This is a genomic window from Kribbella sp. NPDC006257, from assembly GCF_040613535.1.
GTDB lineage: Bacteria > Actinomycetota > Actinomycetes > Propionibacteriales > Kribbellaceae > Kribbella.
In genome coordinates this window covers 90553-107399 of the sequence record NZ_JBEXSJ010000007.1, presented here as the reverse complement: position 1 = coordinate 107399, position 16847 = coordinate 90553, and the positions used below count along the sequence as shown (strand labels likewise).

The following is a 16847-nucleotide window of genomic DNA, read 5'->3' as shown; positions in this document are numbered from 1 at the left end:
GATGGCAGGATCCGGTCCCATGAACGACTCCGCGAGACGTCAACGAGAAGCCGATCTGGTCGCCTACTACGACGCTGAGGTCCGTGAGCGTGCCGACCGGCCGCTGCCCTCCGACCGGCTGGCGCAGCGGGACGCTTTCGTGGCCCAGTTGAAGGATGAAGGGCTCGAGCGCGTCCTGGAGATCGGCTCGGGGCCAGGCCGGGACGGCGAGGCGTTCGTCGCTGCTGGGCTGACCTACACCGGCGTCGACCTTGCCCCCGAAAGCGTCAACGCCTGCCGGGCACTCGGCCTCGATGCCCACGTAGCTTCGGTCCTCGAACTGCCTTTCGAGGATGCCGCCTTCGACGCCGGATGGACGATGAGCACCTTGCTGCACATCGCCAACGAAGATCTGCCGGCAGCCCTGGCGGAGATCGTGCGAGTCCTCCGCCCCGGTTCGCCGCTCGCGATCGGCCTCTGGGGAGATGAACTCGTGCGCGAGCACTCCTGGGACGACGATCGCGACTTCGGACCCCCGAGGTTCTTCAGCATCCGCACGGACGACGTACTGCGCGAAGAGCTGGCGAAGCACGCAACGATCGAGCAATGGACGACCTGGGAGGTCGGCGGCCCCATGCACTACCAATGGGCGCTCTTGCGAACAGCCGGCTGACTTGCGCCTTCGGCGTACCGGCTGACTTGCGCCTTCGGCGTACCGGCTGACTTGCGCCTTCGGCGTACCGACCGACATGAGGTATGTGCCGGGGAAGGGCTTGCCGCTTCGGTGGCGAGCGTGAGCTGAGCGTGAGTGGGGGAGGTCAGGCGGACACCTCATGTCCGTCGGCACACGCCAGACGCTCGGCCGGCATCGGGTGGGGCGCAGCGACTGGGCCGCGATGAGGGTGCCGTCGTCAATGCCGACGGAGGAGCCGCGTCTGGGGTGGGAGCCCGGCGTCGTAGGAGCTGGCGACGGGGTGGGCCTTTCGGGGTGGTTGCGGATGGAGGTGGAGTAGCTACTCTCTGGGGATGGGTGGTAAGTCGAGGATTGCGCCGGTTCGTTGGGATCCGCCGGATGCGGCGGCCGAGCGGGAGCCGCGGCCGTTGCAGGTCGAGGTTGTGGCGTTGCCGGGGGAGGGGCCGGAGGATGCGCTGATCGACGAGGACGGGAGTGTTATCACCGGGCTCGTGGACGGGCGGATTCTCGAGGTCAGTGCCGATGGACGTCAGATCACCACGCTGGCGGATACCGGCGGGCGCCCGTTGGGACTCGAGTGGTTGCCCGACGGGAAGCTGCTGATCTGCGACGCCGATCGCGGTCTGCTCACGCTCGACAAGGATCGGCACCTCGAGACCCTGCTCAGCGATATCGGCGGGCGACCGATGAAGTTCTGCAACAACGCGGACGTGCTGCCCGACGGCACCATCTATTTCACCGACTCGTCGACCAGGTTCGGCGTGCACGAGTGGATGGCCGACCTGCTCGAGCACTCCAGTACCGGCAGTGTCTACCGGCTGACCCCGGACGGCGAGCTGACCACGCTCGCCACCGGCCGCCCGTTCCCGAACGGCGTCGCGCTCAGCGGCGACCGCAACACCCTCTTCTTCGCCGAGACCGCGAGCTACGGGCTCTACAAACTCGACCTGACCAACCCCGACGCCGAACCGGTCCTCGTCGCCCAGATCCCCGGCCTGCCCGACAACATCGCGCGCGGCTCGGACGGTCTGATCTGGGTCGCCATCGGCTCGCCCCGCAACGCCCTCCTCGACCTTCTGCTGCCAAAACCGCCGGTACTACGGAAGCTCGTCTGGGCCCTCCCCGATGCGGTCAAACCCAAGGCAGCCGACATCATCGAGATCCAGGCGTACGACGACGACGGCAACCTGATCCACGATCTCCGCGGCAAGCACCCGAACTTCCACATGCCCACAGGTGTCCGCGAACGCGACGGCAAGGTCTGGCTCAGCAGTCTCGGCACCACCACCCTCGCCACCTTCCCCACGCCGGCGCGTTAGCCGATCTGCCAGGACCGCTTCGACAAGCCGTACCAGAATCCATCCACGACGGTAGAAGCGGAGCCGAGCGATTTCTCCGCCGCACCCAAAGACACGAACAGCGGCGCGAAGTGCTCGGTCCGCGGATGCGCGATCCCGGCCGCCGGCGCCTTGTGCAGGAAGTCGATCAGCGAATCCAGATCCTGCGCAGCCAACGCCCGCTGCGCCCAGTCGTCGAACTCGATCGACCACGAAGGTGCCGGCCCGTCCGGCCCGCCGCTCATGCTCATGGCGCTGAGATTGTGCGTGGTGAACCCACTCCCGATGATCAGCACGCCCTGGTCCCGCAGCGGAGCCAGCTTGCGCCCGATCTCGAAGAGCTTCGCCGGATCGAGCGTCGGCATCGACACCTGCAACACCGGTATGTCGGCGTCGGGGTACATCTCCTTCAGCGGCACGTAGGCGCCGTGGTCCAGCCCGCGCGACGGATCGTCGTACACGGGAGTGCCCGGAGCCGACAGCAGCTTCAGCACCTGCGCGGCCAGCGAAGGAGCACCCGGTGCGGCGTACTGCACTTCGTAGTACCGGTCGGGGAAGCCCCAGAAGTCGTAGAACAGCGGGACGGTCTCCGTCGCCGCGAGGGTGAGTGGGGCGGCCTCCCAGTGCGCCGAAACGATCAGGATCGCGGTCGGCTTGGCGAGGCCGGCCGACACCGCGGCGAGTTCCGCGGTCCAGACGCGGTCGTCGGCCAGTGGTGGCGCGCCGTGGCTCAGATAAAGCACCGGGGTGGTCATGGCTTCCTGCCTCTCAGAAGGGTGTCACCTTCCTCAATATAGTTGAACACTCAATCTATTCCCAGAGCTCAGCCTCGGAGTCGACCGGATACTGTGCGGACCATGCGATTCGGAATCACGATCCTGCCCGAGTACCGCTGGTCGGAGGCCGCGCCGAGATGGCGGCGCGCGGAGGAGCTCGGCTTCGACCATGCCTGGACCTACGACCACCTCACCTGGGGCGGCCTGCAGGACTCACCGTGGTACGGGACGACGCCCACCCTGACCGCCGCCGCGCTCGTCACCGAAACGATCAAACTCGGCACCTTCGTCACCAGCCCGAACTTCCGGCACCCGCTGGCGCTGACCCGCGACATCCTCGCGCTGGACGACATCTCGAACGGCCGGTTCCTCTGCGGGATCGGCGCCGGCGGTGGGATCGACACCACCATCCTCGGCGGCGAGGAGCTGAGCCCGCGGCAGAAGGTCGACCGGCTGACCGAGTTCGTCGAACTGCTCGACACTCTGCTCACCACCGACAAGGTCGACTACAAGGGCGAGTACTTCGAGACGCGCAACGGCCGCACGTTGCCGGGCTGCATCCAGCAACCGCGGGTGCCGTTCGTGATGGCCGCGAACGGACCGCGATCGCTCCGGCTCGCCGCCCGGTACGGCGCCGGCTGGGTCACCACCGGCCAGAAGGCCGACGGGTACGACGACTGGTTCCGCGGCGTCGCCGAACTCGGTCGCCGGCTGGACGACGTACTGCAGGGGAAGCCCATCGACCGCTACCTGTCGATCGACAACTCCCGGTTCGCGCTGAGCAGCGTGGCCGCCTTCGAGGACGCGACCGGCCGGGCCGCCGAACTCGGCTTCAGTGACGTGATCACCCACTGGCCGCGGGCCGAGGGCGTGTACGCCGGGAGCGAGGACGTGCTCGAAGAGGTAGCCGCCGAGGTCATTCCCCGTTGGAAGGGGTAGCTCGGCGGACCCAGAGCGGTACGGCGTACCAGAAGAAGAGGAACCAGGCGAGGACGATCCCGACGATCGCGAAGGCGGCCGGGCGGGGGACCACCACGTCGAGCGCGAGCAGCAGGCCGCCGCTGATCGCGACGATGAGGAAGGCGAGGCCACCGGCCGCCATCCGGCCGGCGATCGGGATCATCCGGTCGCGCATCTTGCGCTGGAACAAGATCCGGTGGAACGAGACCGGTGCGAGCAGCAGGCCTACCGCGAGCCCGGAGGCGATCAGGGTGCCCGCGTAGACGGCGTGGGTGAAGTTCCCGGCGTCCTGGAAGCGGTTGCTGAACGGGATGCTGAGCAGGAACGCGAACAGGATCTGGGTGCCGGTCTGCGCCAGCCGCAGCTCCTGCAGCAGCTCGTTCCACTGCCGGTCGAGGCGTTCGCCGGTGTCCTCCTCCTTGCGGGAATAGCGCGCAGGCGGCTCGTCGTTCGTCATCGTTCTCCTCGCGGGTCGCGACGAATCTACCCCCGCCGGAAACGCTGGAGAGGGCCACACACCGATTGGTGTGTGGCCCTCTCGTTCTCAGTTTTTCGAAGGCTGATCCGAAGATCAGATCGGGCGGATGTTCTCCGCCTGAAGGCCCTTCTGGCCCTGGGTGATCTCGAACTCGACGCGCTGGTTCTCGTCCAGCGAGCGGAAGCCCGAGGTCTGGATGGCCGAGTAGTGCGCGAACACGTCCGCGCCACCGTCATCCGGGGTGATGAAGCCGAAGCCCTTGTCAGCGTTGAACCACTTGACAGTACCGACAGCCATTGTTGTCTATCTCCTTGATGGCTTGTAACAAGACGCGATCCACACCTCATGAACCGCGTGTCGCCGAAAGGCCCCAGACGACGAAACCGGCCGTACAGCACAGCAAAAGTCAGTGGGAGTCCAAAACTGCAACGCGATAACTGTAGCCGATCTCGGGCGCAGTGTGGGGGGTGATCGGGAACACGTGTCGCGGATAGTTGCCGCTCGCCACGCTCCGTGTCCGGCTCGTGGCAGCGATGACGGGCAGCACCCGACCCGGCGTGACCCGGGCCCGAGACAACGAAACCCACGCCGACCTGCTGTTTCTCCGCCGGCCCCGCTCCCGCAAGCGATTCCGTCGGCCGACAAGGAAGGACAACAGGCTCTGTACGCCGGGTAATGGCGAGCCGAATCTCTCGGCGTGTCGCAGTCTGGACAACTGTTGTGCGGCAGAGAAAAGTGTCCGTACGACGTGAGACGGAGGCGGGACTTGATCCTCAAAGTGGTACGCAGCGGCGGATTCGCCGGGTTGATCGCCCAGGGGGAGCTCGACACGACCGCCGAACCGGACAGCGAGCGGCTCGAACAGGCCGTCCAGGCGCTCGATCCGGAGCAGCTCGGGTCCGGTCGTCCCCAGCCCGATCGGTACGTCTACCGCCTCGAGGTGCGCGAGCACGCCGAGGCCGAGCCCACCCAGCTCACCGTCGCCGAGCAGGACCTCGACCACGACACCGCCTGGCTGGTCGACCGCGTCCTGCGCCGCGAGTAGCTTCGCCGGGAACAGCAAAGGGGGAGCTCCCGCAAGAGCTCCCCGTCAAAAACCTCAGCGCCAGTCGATCTCCGGCGCGCGGTAGAAGTTCACGCTGAGCGCATCCCAGCGCGATCCCTGGGCGCCCAGGCGCACCTTGTAGGTCTCCCAGTTGTGCGCCGACGCCTGCGACCAGCCCAGCTCGGCGATCCCGGGCAGCCGCGGGAACGCCATGTATTCGAGCTTGTCGAGGTTGTCCAGCGTCTCGGTCCAGATCGGCGCCTCGACACCCGCCACGGCCTTCTCCGGCAGGTTCGGGACCAGCGTCGCCGGGTTCCAGTCGTACGCCGTCTTCACGTCGACCAGACCCGCCCAGTCCTGCCCGTACGGCGTGTTCTCGTCGTACTTCATGTCCAGATACGCCCGGTTCGCCGGCGACATCACGACGGTTGCACCCTTCGCAGCGGCCTTCCGAGCGAGCTCCTGCGAGCCCTCGTCGTCAGTACCCCAGTACTGCGCGATACTTCCCGGCGGAAGGTCGGTGTCGCCGATCTCCTGCCAGCCCATCACGCGCTTGTGCTGCTTGGTGATGGACGAAGCAGCCTTCGGGATGAAGGTCTGGTAGTCCGTGTGCGGAGTCGAGTGCGCCTCGTCGCCACCGAGGTGGACGATATCTCCAGGAGTCTGCTGCGAGACCTCACGGAACACGTCGTCCAGGAACTTGTAGGTGATGTCCTTGGCGACACAGAGCGAGCTGAAGCCCACATCGGTTCCCGTGTAGAGCGGAGGCGCCACCCCGTCGCAGTTCAGTTCCGCGTACGACGCCAGCGCGGCATTCGTGTGCCCAGGAGTGTCGATCTCGGGGATCACCGTCAGGTAGTGGTCCGCGGCGTACTGAACGATCTCCTTGTACTGCGCCTTCGTGTACGACCCACCAGGGGTGCCGTCCACTTCCAGGCTGCCGCCGTACGTCGTGAGCCGCGGCCAGCTGTCCACCTGGATCCGCCAGCCCTGGTCGTCGGACAGGTGCAGGTGGAGCTTGTTCAGCTTATAGAGCGAGATGAGGTCGATGTAACGCTTCACCTCGGCCACCGAGAAGAAGTGCCGGGACACGTCGAGCATCGCACCTCGGTAGGCGTACCGAGGCGAGTCGGAGATCGTCGTACCGGCGATCTTCCACGGGCCTGCCTGGCGGGTCCGAGCGTCGGCCTTAGCGGGCAGGAGCTGCCGCAGGGTGGTCACGCCGCGGTACAGGCCCTCAGGCGTCGCAGCGGTGACGGTGAGCCTCGAACGCTCGGCTCGCAGCTGATAGCCCTCGGCGCCGAGGGATGCTGGGCCGTTGGTGGACAGCCGGATGTCGGCGAAACCGGGGAGCACTGGCAAGACGGGCAGCTTGTAGCCGGTGGAGCGCCGCAGCTGGGCGGTGAGCTGGTCGGCGACCTTCTTGGCCGCACGGCTCTCCTTGGCGGACGAGTCGATGCCCACGATGCTCCACGGCTGCAGCGTGAAGGTCTGGTTGGGCAGGGCGTGCTGCGAGGTTGGCTGGGGGATCAAGGCAGGCGCTCCCTGGGCCGATGGCTGGGCGGCGGCGGGCGTCGTGGCGGCGATCAGGGGTGTCGCTAGCAGTGCGGCCGTGAGCAGGCCGGCCAGCGAGACCCGACGATTGAGGCGGAGATGTCGGTCCATGACCGGAAGTGAACGACGGCTCACTGCCGGAGTCAAGATCAATTGGCAAACTCCTTAACTATTTCAGCTGTACTTGCGCGCCATGGCCAGCGCAGGCGCCACGTACGCCGAGCCGAACATCACCACGTGCGTCAGCAGCGGGTGCAGCCGGTGCAACCCGACCCGGTCGCGCCAGCCCTCGGTCAACGGGTGCGCCTCGTCGTACGCCCGCAGTACGCGCTCCAACTGAGGCATGCCGAACAGGCCGAGCATGGCGAGGTCTGTCTCGCGGTGTCCGCCGTGAGCGGCCGGGTCGATCAGGTGGACTCCGTCGGCGGACCAGAACACATTGCCGGACCACAGGTCGCCGTGGATACGCGACGGGCGCTCTTCCGGATCGTCGTACGCGCCCGATGCCAGCGTGCGGCACAGCTTCTCGAAGACCTCCAGCTGCCGCCCGTCGATCGTGCCCTTGTCGTAGGCCATCCGTAGATACGGCTGGATGCGGTAGGTCGCGTAGAACTCCCCCCACGAGTCGACGGGCTCCAGGGCATGCGGTAGCTCGATCGTGCCGATGAACCCATCGGTTTCCCACCCATCAGGCGGTACGCCGAAGTGGTGGGCGCCGGCGTCGTGCAGGACCGCCAGGCGCCGGCCGAGTTCGTCGGCCGCGGCACCGGTCGGCGGAACCGGCAACAGCCTCGGCGTGGCGAGCCGGCCGGGGGAGACCTCGAGCGGTTCGACGACGGGCACGCCACCCGGTACTGCGAGCCAGCGCAACCCGGCAGCCTCCACCTCGAAGAACCCGGGCGGCGCATCGTGCCGTTCCTTCACGAAGACGGGGACGGTCATGGACGGAACTCTGCCAGTTCAGGGACTGATCCTGCTGAGGTGTCAACCGATCGGGGCGGTGGGGTGGGGAAGGAATCCAACACCGCGTGTCGAAAGATGCGCGCGGGGTGGTCGACCTGTCATCGTAGGCGGCCGGGCCTTCTGACCAGGACGGGCCCGGTCGCATGATTCACGAAGCTGGAGGACAGATGACGCAGGTGGCAGAGCAGCCGGGCAGTACAGCCGGGCGGCTCGGCTCGGTGGTACTGGATTGCCCGGATCCACTCGAGCTCGCCCAGTTCTACTCAGCTCTGTTCGGTCTGGAGATCGATGAGCACGGCGACGGCGATTGGCGGAGCCTGACCGGCCCCGGCTCGTCGCTCGCCTTCCGGCGTTCGGAGGACTACGTTCCCGCCACCTGGCCGGGGATCGAAGCACAACAGCTCCATCTCGACCTGATCGTCGATGACCTGGCCAGTGGTCACGCCACGGTCGTCGCCCTCGGCGCCGAACCGCTTGACCCGGTCGATGCACCACCGGCGGAGAACGAGCGCGGCTGGCGGGTCTACGCGGACCCGGCCGGCCACCCGTTCCGGATCTGCCTGGAATAACGCAAACAGCGGTACCCCGGCGCCGGTCGATCCTTCGGGATCGGCCGGCGCTTCTCGTTTCCGCTCCGCCGAACTGGGCAGTGGACCGCTGGAGGTGCCGTCGTGTTCGAGGGCTTCGAGGATTTCGAACTGCAGACATCCGGTACGACGATCCGCGGCCGGCGGGGCGGGACCGGGCCGCCGATGTTGCTGTTGCACGGGTTGCCGCAAACGCATCTGATGTGGCACCGGGTCGCCCCGAGGCTGGCGCGCCGGTTCACGGTCGTGGCGACTGATCTGCGGGGCTTCGGCGACAGCGGGAAGCCGGACGGACCGGCCGACCATTCGGCGTACAGCATGCGGGCGCTCGCTGAGGATCAGGTCGAGGTGATGGCCGCGCTGGGTCATCGGGACTTCCGGGTGGTGGGTCATGATCGCGGCGCGCGTTGCGGCTACCGGATGGCGCTCGATCGCCCGGATCGGGTGGTCCGGCTGGCAGTCCTCGACATCGTGCCGACGGCTGAGGCATTCGAGCGGGCGGGTAAGGAGTTCAGCCTCGGCTACTGGGTCTGGTCGTTCCTCGCGGCGCCCGAGCCGATCCCGGAGACGCTCATCGCGGGTGCACCGGAGGTGTTCGTCGGGCGGTTGCTCGACAGTTGGTCCGCGACACCGGCTGCATTTCCTGCTGAGGTGCGCGCGCAGTACGTCGAGAAGTTCCGTGATCCCGCGACGGTGCACGCGATCTGCGAGCAGTACCGGGCGGCGGCGACGCTCGATCACGACCACGATCGCGCCGACCGGGACGCCGGCCGACGGATCGCCTGTCCCGTTCTCGCGCTGTGGGATCCGGGCGGTGCGGTTGCGCAGTGGTACGACCCGCTGGAGATCTGGCTGGAGTGGGCCGACGACGTGACCGGGGCCGCTATCGGCGCCGGCCACTTCCTGCCAGAGGAGGCACCGGACGAGACCGCCGAACGGCTCATCGACTTCCTCTGAGGCATTGACAACACATTGTCAAAATGACAAGATGTTGTCATGACTGAGAACACCGCGATTGTCCATCTCGCCGTTTACGACACGCTCGCGGACTGGGAGACCGGGTTCGCGACCGCTCACCTCAACAAGCCGCTGTGGCACAAGACCCCCGGCCGGTTCGCCGTGCGGACGGTCGGGCAGAGCCTCGAGCCGATCACCACGATGGGCGGCTTGCGCATCACGCCGGATCGCGCTCTCGCGGACCTCACGCCCGCGGAGAGCGCGATGCTGATCCTGCCCGGGAACGACATCTTCGCGACCGAGGCGTTCGTGCCGTTCGTCGAGAAGGCCCGGGAGTTCCTGACGGCCGGGGTGCCCGTGGCGGCGATCTGTGGCGCTACCGGCGGCCTCGCGATGGCTGGTCTGCTCGACGACCGGGCGCACACCAGCAACGCGGCGGCGTTCCTGGACAGCCTTGGCTACAAGGGTGCCGAGCTGTATCGCGAGGAGCCGGCCGTGACCGACGGCGACCTGATCACCGCCGGAGCGACGGCGCCGGTCGAGTTCGCGCGCGAGATCCTGGCGCGTCTCGACGTGATGGAGCCGCAGGTGCTGGCGTCCTGGTACAAGCTGTATGGCAAGCAGGACCCGGCCGGGTTCTACGAACTGATGTCCGCCTGACGCAGCAGGGAACATGATGACCAAACGCGAGCAAGAACTGCTCAGCGCCGCCGCGTTGACGGCGTTCAAGCTGAACGGGCAGTTCCTGGAGTTGGCCGAGCATCTGGCTCGGCCAACTGGCCTGACTGCCACCTGGTGGCAGGTGCTCGGTGCGGTACGCGACGAGCCGATGACCGTGTCGGGGGTCGCTCGGGAGATGGGCATCACTCGGCAGGCCGTGCAGCGGACCGCTGACCTGTTGGTCGGCCGCGGCCTGGCGGAGTACCACGACAATCCCGCGCATCGCCGCGCCAAGCTGATAGCGCTGACGCCGGAGGGGCGCGCCGCGATGATGGCGATCGGCCCGCACCACGCGCACCACGCCCGCGAACTCTCCGCAGTACTGGGCGCCGACCAACTGGCCGAGGCGGTAGCCGCTCTGGCCAAACTTTCCCAGGCCTTGGACGCCTTGGACCTCACCGACTAAAAAATTCCGGAACCAGAATCTGCCCACCCTCCGCCTTTCTTTTCTTCACCGACGAGAAGTTCCGGAACCAGACTCAGGGAACGTTCCCTTGACACTAGGGTGAACACGCCTCAATCTCTGAGAGAGCGCTCTCTCGCCTGCAGGACGATGTCGCCCATCCGTCTCCTGATTGGTTCCGCCATGTCGAAATCCCCACCCGTACTCCGCCGATTGCTGCTCCTGGTGACCGCAGCGGTCCTGATCGCCACAGCCCTCGTCAGCGGCAGAGCTCAGGCTGCCGTCACCCTCCTGTCCCAAGGCAAGCCCGTCACCAGCTCGTCCACCGAAGGCGCCGGTACGCCGGCCGCGGCCGCCGTCGACGGCAACACCGGCACCCGCTGGTCGAGCGCTTTCAGCGACCCGCAATGGCTCCAGGTAGATCTAGGCGCGACCGCAGCCGTTACCCGCGTAGTACTGAACTGGGAAACGGCCGCCGGGAAGGCCTTCCAGCTTCAGGTCTCCGATAACGCGAACGGTCCGTGGACGAACATCTACTCGACCACAACAGGCACCGGCGGCGTCCAGTCCGTTGATGTCACCGGCAACGGCCGCTACGTCCGCATGCTCGGCACCCAACGCACCACCGGCTACGGCTACTCGCTCTGGGAGTTCCAGGTGTACGGCGACACCGGCGGTGGAACGGGCCCGGTGATCCCGCCGACCGACCCGATGAACCCCGACTTCGGCCCGAACGTCGACGTGTTCACCCCGGCCACGCCGCAAGCCCAGATGCAGGCCCGACTGGACCAGGTCGCAGCCCAGCAACACACCAACCAGTTCGGCACCCAGCGCAACGCGCTGCTCTTCAAGCCGGGCACCTACACAGCCGACGTCAACCTCGGCTTCAACACCCAGGTGGCCGGACTCGGTCTCTCACCCGACCACGTGAACATCAACGGCCACGTCCGGGTCGAGGCCGACTGGCTGCAGCAGGGCGACAACCCGAACAACAAGCAGAACGCCACCCAGAACTTCTGGCGTTCCGCTGAGAACATGGCCGTCACCCCACCGAACGGTCAGATCGAGCGCTGGGCAGTCGCCCAAGCCGCGCCGTACCGGCGGATGCACCTCAAGGGCGCACCGGAGATCCAGCTCTGGAGCGGTGGCGACGGCTGGGCCAGCGGCGGTCTGTTCGCCGACACCAAGATCGACAACCGGGTCGTGTCGGGTGCGCAGCAGCAGTGGATCTCCCGGAACTCGGAGTTCGGCAGCTGGGCCGGATCGGTCTGGAACATGGTCTTCGTCGGTACGACGGGCGCCCCGCCGCAGCACTTCCCGGACCCGGCCCACACGGTCGTCGGCACCACGCCGGTGATCCGCGAAAAGCCGTTCCTGTACGTCGACAACGCGGGCAGCTACAACGTGTTCGTCCCGGCGCTGCGGCAGAACTCCTCCGGCACCAGCTGGTCGCACGGACCCGCAGCCGGTACGTCGATCTCGCTCAGCCAGTTCCTGGTCGCCAAGCCGGACACCCCGATCGCGACGATCAACGCTGCTCTCGACCAGGGCAAGCACCTGCTGCTCACGCCTGGCATCTACCACCTGACCGACGCCATCAAGGTGACCAAGCCGAACACCGTGGTCCTCGGCCTCGGGATGGCGACGCTGCAGCCCGACAACGGCACGAGCGCGATCACCGTCGCGGATGTCGACGGTGTCAAACTCGGCGGCCTGCTGATCGATGCGGGCGCGGTCAACTCGCCGGTGCTGGTTCAGGTCGGCACTCCCGGTTCAACGGCGAACCACGCGGCCAACCCCACCTCACTGCACGACGTGTTCGTTCGCATCGGCGGTGGTTCACACCTCGGCAAGGCAACGGTCAGCCTGCAGGTCAACAGCAACAACGTGATCGGCGACCACATGTGGCTGTGGCGCGCAGACCACGGCGACCAGGTCGGCTGGACCGTGAACACCGCGGCCAACGGGTTGGTGGTCAACGGCAACGATGTGACCATGTACGGCTTGTTCGTCGAGCACTACCAGCAGTACGAGACGCTGTGGAACGGCAACGGCGGACGGACGTACTTCTACCAGAACGAGATGCCGTACGACGTACCGAATCAGTCCTCGTGGACGAGCGGTGGCGGGACGCAGGGCTGGGCGGCGTACAAGGTCGCGAACAATGTCACCACGCATGAGGCCTGGGGCGTCGGCAGCTATACCTTCTTCCAGACCACCCCGTCGATCGTGAGCAGCCACGCCTTCGAAGTTGCGGACACTCCGGGCGTCCGCTTCCACGACCTGGTCACGGTCTCCCTGGGCGGCGTCGGCACCATTAACCACGTCATCAACAACGCCGGCGCCACAGCCAACCTCGCCAACCAGCAGAGCTACCTGGTCAGCTACCCCTAGGCGGTCAGAGCCTTGCGGATGCGCTTCTCCGAGACTGGATAAGGCGTCCCGAGGGTCTGGGCGAACAGGCTGATCCGGAGTTCCTCGAGCATCCACCGGACCTCGAGGAGCTCCGGACTCGGGTATTTGCCGGTCGGGACCGCTTTCAGGCGTTTCTCGTACTCCGCGGTCAGCGTGTGGACGATCGCCATCCCGGAGCGGTCGCGCATCGCGTTGGCGCCGATCTTGTCGAGACGCTGCTCGATGCCGCGCAGGTAGCGGACCAGGTCGGGTAGACGTCGCGCACCCGCTTCGGTGATGAAACCGCGATGCACTAGTCCTTCCAACTGACCACGTACATCGGAGAGTGCGGCGAGCAGGGCCGGGCTGGAGGCTCGGGAGATCTGCTTGTCGACCGTTCGTGCGTGAGCGAGTACCTGTTCGACCTGCTGGAGAATTGTCAGCACGGTGTCGGCGAGGTCAGAGCGGACCGCGTCCCGGAGTACGGAGAAGGCGGTGAGGTTCCAGGCCGGACCGCCCGCTGCCGCCATCAGCTGGTCGACAGCGGCGGAGATCGCGTCGTCGAGCAGGTCGCCGACGTTGCGGTGCGGGCCGGCCAGCAGCGTCATCTTCTGCTGGTTGGTCAGGTTGCGCTGGACGACGTCGATCACCGAAGGCATCGTCAGCAGCAGGAGCCGGCGGGTGCCGGTCCACATCGAGGCGGCCTGGTCACGCTCGGTCTCCTGCAAGCGGATCGCGACACTCTTGCCTTCGTCGACGAGCGCCGGGTAGCCCGCGACGGTCAGTCCGTTGCGGTGTTCGGAGAAGCTGCGCGGCAGATCGCCGAAGGTCCAGTCGGTCAGCCCGGAACGTTCCAGGCCGCTGACCGCCTTCTGCGCGACCTGCGAGATCGCCGCCTTCGTCTTCGGCTTCAGCCGTTCCTTCAGCGCCGCGAGATCCTTGCCCTCGGCCACCGTCTTGCCCTGGTCGTCGACCACCCGGAACGTCATCCGCAGATGCTCCGGAACGCGGCTCCAGTCCCAGTCCTCGGTCTCGATCTGTACGTCGCGCAGCTGCCGGAACTCCCTGGCCAGCGCATCCGTGAGCGGTCCAGACGCCGGGTCCAGCAAGGGCAGCACCTGCCGGGCGTTGTCGGGAGCGGGCACGATGTTCCGCCTGATTGCCTTCGGCAAGGACTTGATCAGCGTCGTGACGAGCTCCTCGCGGAACCCGGGCACGCTCCACTCGAACCCGTCGGCCGTGACCTGGTTGAGCACCAGCAACGGCAGGTGCACGGTGACGCCGTCCGCATCCGTGCCCGGCTCGAACGCGTAGGTGAGATCGAAGGTCATCCCGTTCTGCGTCCAGGTGAGCGGGAAGTCGTTCTCCTGGATCTCAGCGCCGTCACGGACCACCAGAGACCGCTCGAAGTCGAGCAGATCGGGGTCGCGCTGCCGCGCCTTCTTCCACCAGGTGTCGAAGTGCCGCCCGGTGACGACGTCCGCGCCGAGCCGTTCGTCGTAGAAGGCGAACAGCGTCTCGTCGTCGACCAGCAGGTCGCGCCGCCGGGTCCGCTCCTCGAGCTCCTCGACTTCCTCGATCAGCTTGCGGTTCTCGTGGAAGAACTTGTGATGGGTGTCCCAGTCGCCCTCGACCAGCGCGTGCCGGATGAAGAGCTCGCGGGAGACCTCGGCGTCGACCTTCCCGTAGTTGACCTTGCGCCGGGCAACGATCGGTACGCCGTACAGGGTGACCTTCTCGTACGCCATCACCGCGCCGGCCTTGCGCTCCCAGTGCGGCTCGGAGTAGCTGCGCTTGATCAGGTGACCGGCCAGATCCTCGGCCCACTCGGGCTCGATCTTGGCGTTCACCCGCGCCCAGAGCCGCGAGGTCTCGACGAGTTCGGCGGCCATCACGAACTGGGGTGGTTTCTTGAACAGACCAGAGCCGGGGAAGATCGCGAACTTGGCGCCGCGGGCCCCGAGGTACTGGTGCTGGTTCGCCGGGTCCTTCATGCCGAGGTGGGACAGCAGGCCGGCCATCAGCGAGATGTGCACGTTCTGCGGGTCGGCGGCGGCGCTGCCGGAGTTCAGGGTGACACCGACCTGGGAGGCGACCTGGCGGAGCTGGGCGAAGATGTCCTGCCACTCCCGGACCCGGAGGTAGTTCAGGTATTCGTTGCGGCACATCCGGCGGAACTGGTTGCCGGAGAGCTCGTTCTGCTGCTTCTTGAGGTAGTTCCAGAGGTTGAGGAAGCCGAGGAAGTCCGAGTTCGGATCGCGGAAGCGCGCATGTTGCTGGGTGGCTTGGGCTTCCGCGTCGGTCGGTCGTTCACGTGGGTCCTGGATCGAGAGCGCGGCGGCGATCACCATCACCTCGCGGACGCAGCCGTGCTTGTCGGCCTCGACGATCATCCGGGCCAGCCGCGGGTCGAGCGGGATCTGGGCCAGCTGGCGGCCGATCGGGGTCAGCCGGCGGTTGCGGTCGGACTGGCTCTTGCCGTCGATCGCGCCGAGCTCGGTGAGGAGCTGCAGGCCGTCGGTGATGCTGCGCTTGTCCGGCTCGTCGATGAACGGGAACGCGGCGATGTCGCCGAGCCCGATCGAGGTCATCTGCAAGATGACCGAGGCGAGGTTGGTGCGGAGGATCTCCGGGTCGGTGAATTCCGGCCGCGCCTCGAAATGCTCCTCGGAGTACAGCCGGATGCAGATCCCGTCGCTGGTCCGGCCGCAGCGGCCTTTGCGCTGGTTGGCGCTGGCCTGGGAGACCGGCTCGATCGGCAGGTGCTGGACCTTGGTGCGATGGGAGTAGCGCGAGATCCGCGCCGTACCGGGGTCGATGACGTACTTGATGCCGGGGACGGTGAGCGAGGTCTCGGCGACGTTGGTGGCGAGCACGATGCGGCGGCTGGAGCCGTGCGACGAGAAGACGCGGTGCTGCTCGGCGTTGGAGAGCCGGGCGTAGAGGGGGAGGACCTCGACTCCACCGCCCGGGCGGCCGCGCTGGGCGGCGTACTTCTCGTTCAACGCGTCCGCGGTGTCGCGGATCTCGCGCTCGCCGCTGAGGAAGACCAGGATGTCGCCCGGCGCCTCGTACTCGAGTTCGTCGACCGCGTCCAGGATCGCCTGGGTCTGGTCGCGGTCGATCGTGGCCGGGTCGTCGGGATCGTTGATCGGGCGATAGCGGGTCTCGACCGGGTAGGTGCGGCCGGAGACCTCCACGATCGGCGCGGGCCGGCCGTTCGCGTCGGCGAAGTGTTCGGCGAAGCGCTCGGGGTCGATCGTGGCCGAGGTGATGATCACCTTGAGGTCGGGGCGGCGGGGGAGTAGCTGGCGGAGGTAGCCGAGGATGAAGTCGATGTTCAGGCTGCGCTCGTGCGCCTCGTCGATGATGAGGGTGTCGTAGCGGGTCAGTTCCCGGTCGCGCTGCAGTTCGGCGAGCAGGATGCCGTCGGTCATCAGCTTCACGAGCGAGCGGTCGCTGACCTTGTCGGTGAACCGTACGGCGTACCCGATGGTCTCGCCGAGCTCGGTGCCGAGCTCCTCGGCGATCCGCTCGGCGACGGTGCGCGCGGCGAGCCGGCGCGGCTGGGTGTGCCCGATCATCCCGTGCAGACCGCGCCCGAGCTCCAGACAGATCTTCGGAATCTGCGTGGTCTTCCCCGACCCGGTCTCGCCCGCGATCACAACGACCTGATGGTCCCGGATCGCCGCTGCGATGTCGTCCTTGAGCTGACTGACCGGCAACTCTTCGGGATAGCTGATCTCCGGTACGGCGACCCGCCGCCGCTCCACCTTCTCCTCAGCCTGCTGGATCGCCTGCGCAACCCCCTGCAAAGCCTGAGCCCGCTTCTCAGCCTCTTTTACCCCCCGAACCCGCTCCAACCGCCGCCCCAACTGCTCCCGATCGCCAGTCATAACCCCCTCAAGCCGCTTCACCAGGTCGTTGAGCGAGATCTCGCCCTCGACTGGCTGTACTGGTGGAGTGGGGTTGTTGCTACGGCGGCGAGGACGTCGACGAC

At 67.0% G+C, this 16847-nt stretch carries 15 protein-coding genes; 9 read left to right on the top strand and 6 right to left on the bottom strand.

Going from position 1 to position 16847, the window contains the following annotated elements; genetic code table 11:
• Window positions 1–19: 19 nt before the first annotated feature.
• Both ABZ004_RS10985 and ABZ004_RS10980 read left to right on the top strand, forming a co-directional pair.
• Window positions 20–652, top strand: a complete 633-nt coding sequence (locus tag ABZ004_RS10985) for a class I SAM-dependent methyltransferase (RefSeq protein WP_355679623.1) — start codon at window positions 20–22, stop codon at window positions 650–652.
• Window positions 653–1005: 353 nt separating this feature from the next.
• Window positions 1006–1992: an SMP-30/gluconolactonase/LRE family protein gene (locus ABZ004_RS10980; protein ID WP_355679622.1), complete on the top strand. Its 987-nt coding sequence runs from the start codon at window positions 1006–1008 to the stop codon at window positions 1990–1992.
• On the opposite strand, the gene ABZ004_RS10975 is transcribed toward ABZ004_RS10980, so the two are convergent.
• Window positions 1989–2765, bottom strand: coding sequence for a class III extradiol ring-cleavage dioxygenase (locus ABZ004_RS10975; RefSeq protein ID WP_355679621.1), 777 nt, complete (start codon window positions 2763–2765; stop codon window positions 1989–1991). The two genes, ABZ004_RS10980 and ABZ004_RS10975, sit on opposite strands and share 4 nt — an antisense overlap.
• A 102-nt stretch (window positions 2766–2867) precedes the next feature.
• Here ABZ004_RS10975 and ABZ004_RS10970 point away from each other — a divergent pair, with 102 nt between their 5' ends.
• Entirely contained in the window at window positions 2868–3725 is an 858-nt protein-coding gene (locus tag ABZ004_RS10970) for an LLM class flavin-dependent oxidoreductase (protein ID WP_355679620.1), read from the top strand.
• On the opposite strand, the gene ABZ004_RS10965 is transcribed toward ABZ004_RS10970, so the two are convergent.
• Together ABZ004_RS10965 and ABZ004_RS10960 are read right to left on the bottom strand one after the other, a co-directional pair.
• Window positions 3703–4203, bottom strand: a complete 501-nt coding sequence (locus ABZ004_RS10965; RefSeq protein WP_355679619.1) for a DUF6328 family protein — start codon at window positions 4201–4203, stop codon at window positions 3703–3705. The two genes, ABZ004_RS10970 and ABZ004_RS10965, sit on opposite strands and share 23 nt — an antisense overlap.
• Window positions 4204–4317: 114 nt before the next feature.
• Window positions 4318–4521, bottom strand: a complete 204-nt coding sequence (locus ABZ004_RS10960) for a cold-shock protein (RefSeq protein WP_012921273.1) — start codon at window positions 4519–4521, stop codon at window positions 4318–4320.
• A gap of 469 nt (window positions 4522–4990) precedes the next feature.
• Between ABZ004_RS10960 and ABZ004_RS10955 the strand changes: the two genes are divergently transcribed.
• A complete protein-coding gene (locus ABZ004_RS10955; protein ID WP_355679618.1) occupies window positions 4991–5269 on the top strand; it encodes a protealysin inhibitor emfourin in 279 nt (92 codons plus the stop codon).
• A 54-nt stretch (window positions 5270–5323) separates the two neighbouring features.
• Here the strand turns inward: ABZ004_RS10955 and ABZ004_RS10950 are convergent, their stop codons facing one another.
• Window positions 5324–6934 (bottom strand): beta-N-acetylhexosaminidase, encoded by a 1611-nt coding sequence (locus ABZ004_RS10950; RefSeq protein ID WP_355679617.1) that lies wholly within the window; start codon window positions 6932–6934, stop codon window positions 5324–5326.
• 63 nt (window positions 6935–6997) lie between these two features.
• On the bottom strand, window positions 6998–7765 hold the full coding sequence (locus ABZ004_RS10945) for a fructosamine kinase family protein (protein WP_355679616.1): 768 nt from the start codon (window positions 7763–7765) through the stop codon (window positions 6998–7000).
• 188 nt (window positions 7766–7953) lie between these two features.
• Here ABZ004_RS10945 and ABZ004_RS10940 point away from each other — a divergent pair, with 188 nt between their 5' ends.
• The 5 genes from ABZ004_RS10940 to ABZ004_RS10920 all read left to right on the top strand — a co-directional run bounded on the left by ABZ004_RS10940 (window position 7954) and on the right by ABZ004_RS10920 (window position 12847).
• The gene (locus tag ABZ004_RS10940; RefSeq protein WP_355679615.1) at window positions 7954–8355 is read left to right on the top strand and encodes a VOC family protein; all 402 of its coding nucleotides are present in this window, start codon (window positions 7954–7956) and stop codon (window positions 8353–8355) included.
• A gap of 102 nt (window positions 8356–8457) precedes the next feature.
• The gene (locus ABZ004_RS10935; RefSeq protein ID WP_355679614.1) at window positions 8458–9330 is read left to right on the top strand and encodes an alpha/beta hydrolase; all 873 of its coding nucleotides are present in this window, start codon (window positions 8458–8460) and stop codon (window positions 9328–9330) included.
• Window positions 9331–9369: 39 nt separating this feature from the next.
• On the top strand, window positions 9370–9990 hold the full coding sequence (locus tag ABZ004_RS10930) for a DJ-1/PfpI family protein (protein WP_355679613.1): 621 nt from the start codon (window positions 9370–9372) through the stop codon (window positions 9988–9990).
• A 16-nt stretch (window positions 9991–10006) separates the two neighbouring features.
• On the top strand, window positions 10007–10456 hold the full coding sequence (locus ABZ004_RS10925) for a helix-turn-helix domain-containing protein (RefSeq protein WP_355679612.1): 450 nt from the start codon (window positions 10007–10009) through the stop codon (window positions 10454–10456).
• 180 nt (window positions 10457–10636) lie between these two features.
• Window positions 10637–12847, top strand: coding sequence for a discoidin domain-containing protein (locus ABZ004_RS10920; RefSeq protein ID WP_355679611.1), 2211 nt, complete (start codon window positions 10637–10639; stop codon window positions 12845–12847).
• On the opposite strand, the gene hrpA is transcribed toward ABZ004_RS10920, so the two are convergent.
• Window positions 12844–16782 carry an ATP-dependent RNA helicase HrpA gene (gene hrpA, locus ABZ004_RS10915; RefSeq protein WP_355679772.1) on the bottom strand — a complete coding sequence of 1313 codons (3939 nt, stop codon included), beginning with the start codon at window positions 16780–16782 and terminating at the stop codon, window positions 12844–12846. The genes ABZ004_RS10920 and hrpA overlap by 4 nt on opposite strands.
• Between the last annotated feature and the right edge of the window lie 65 nt (window positions 16783–16847).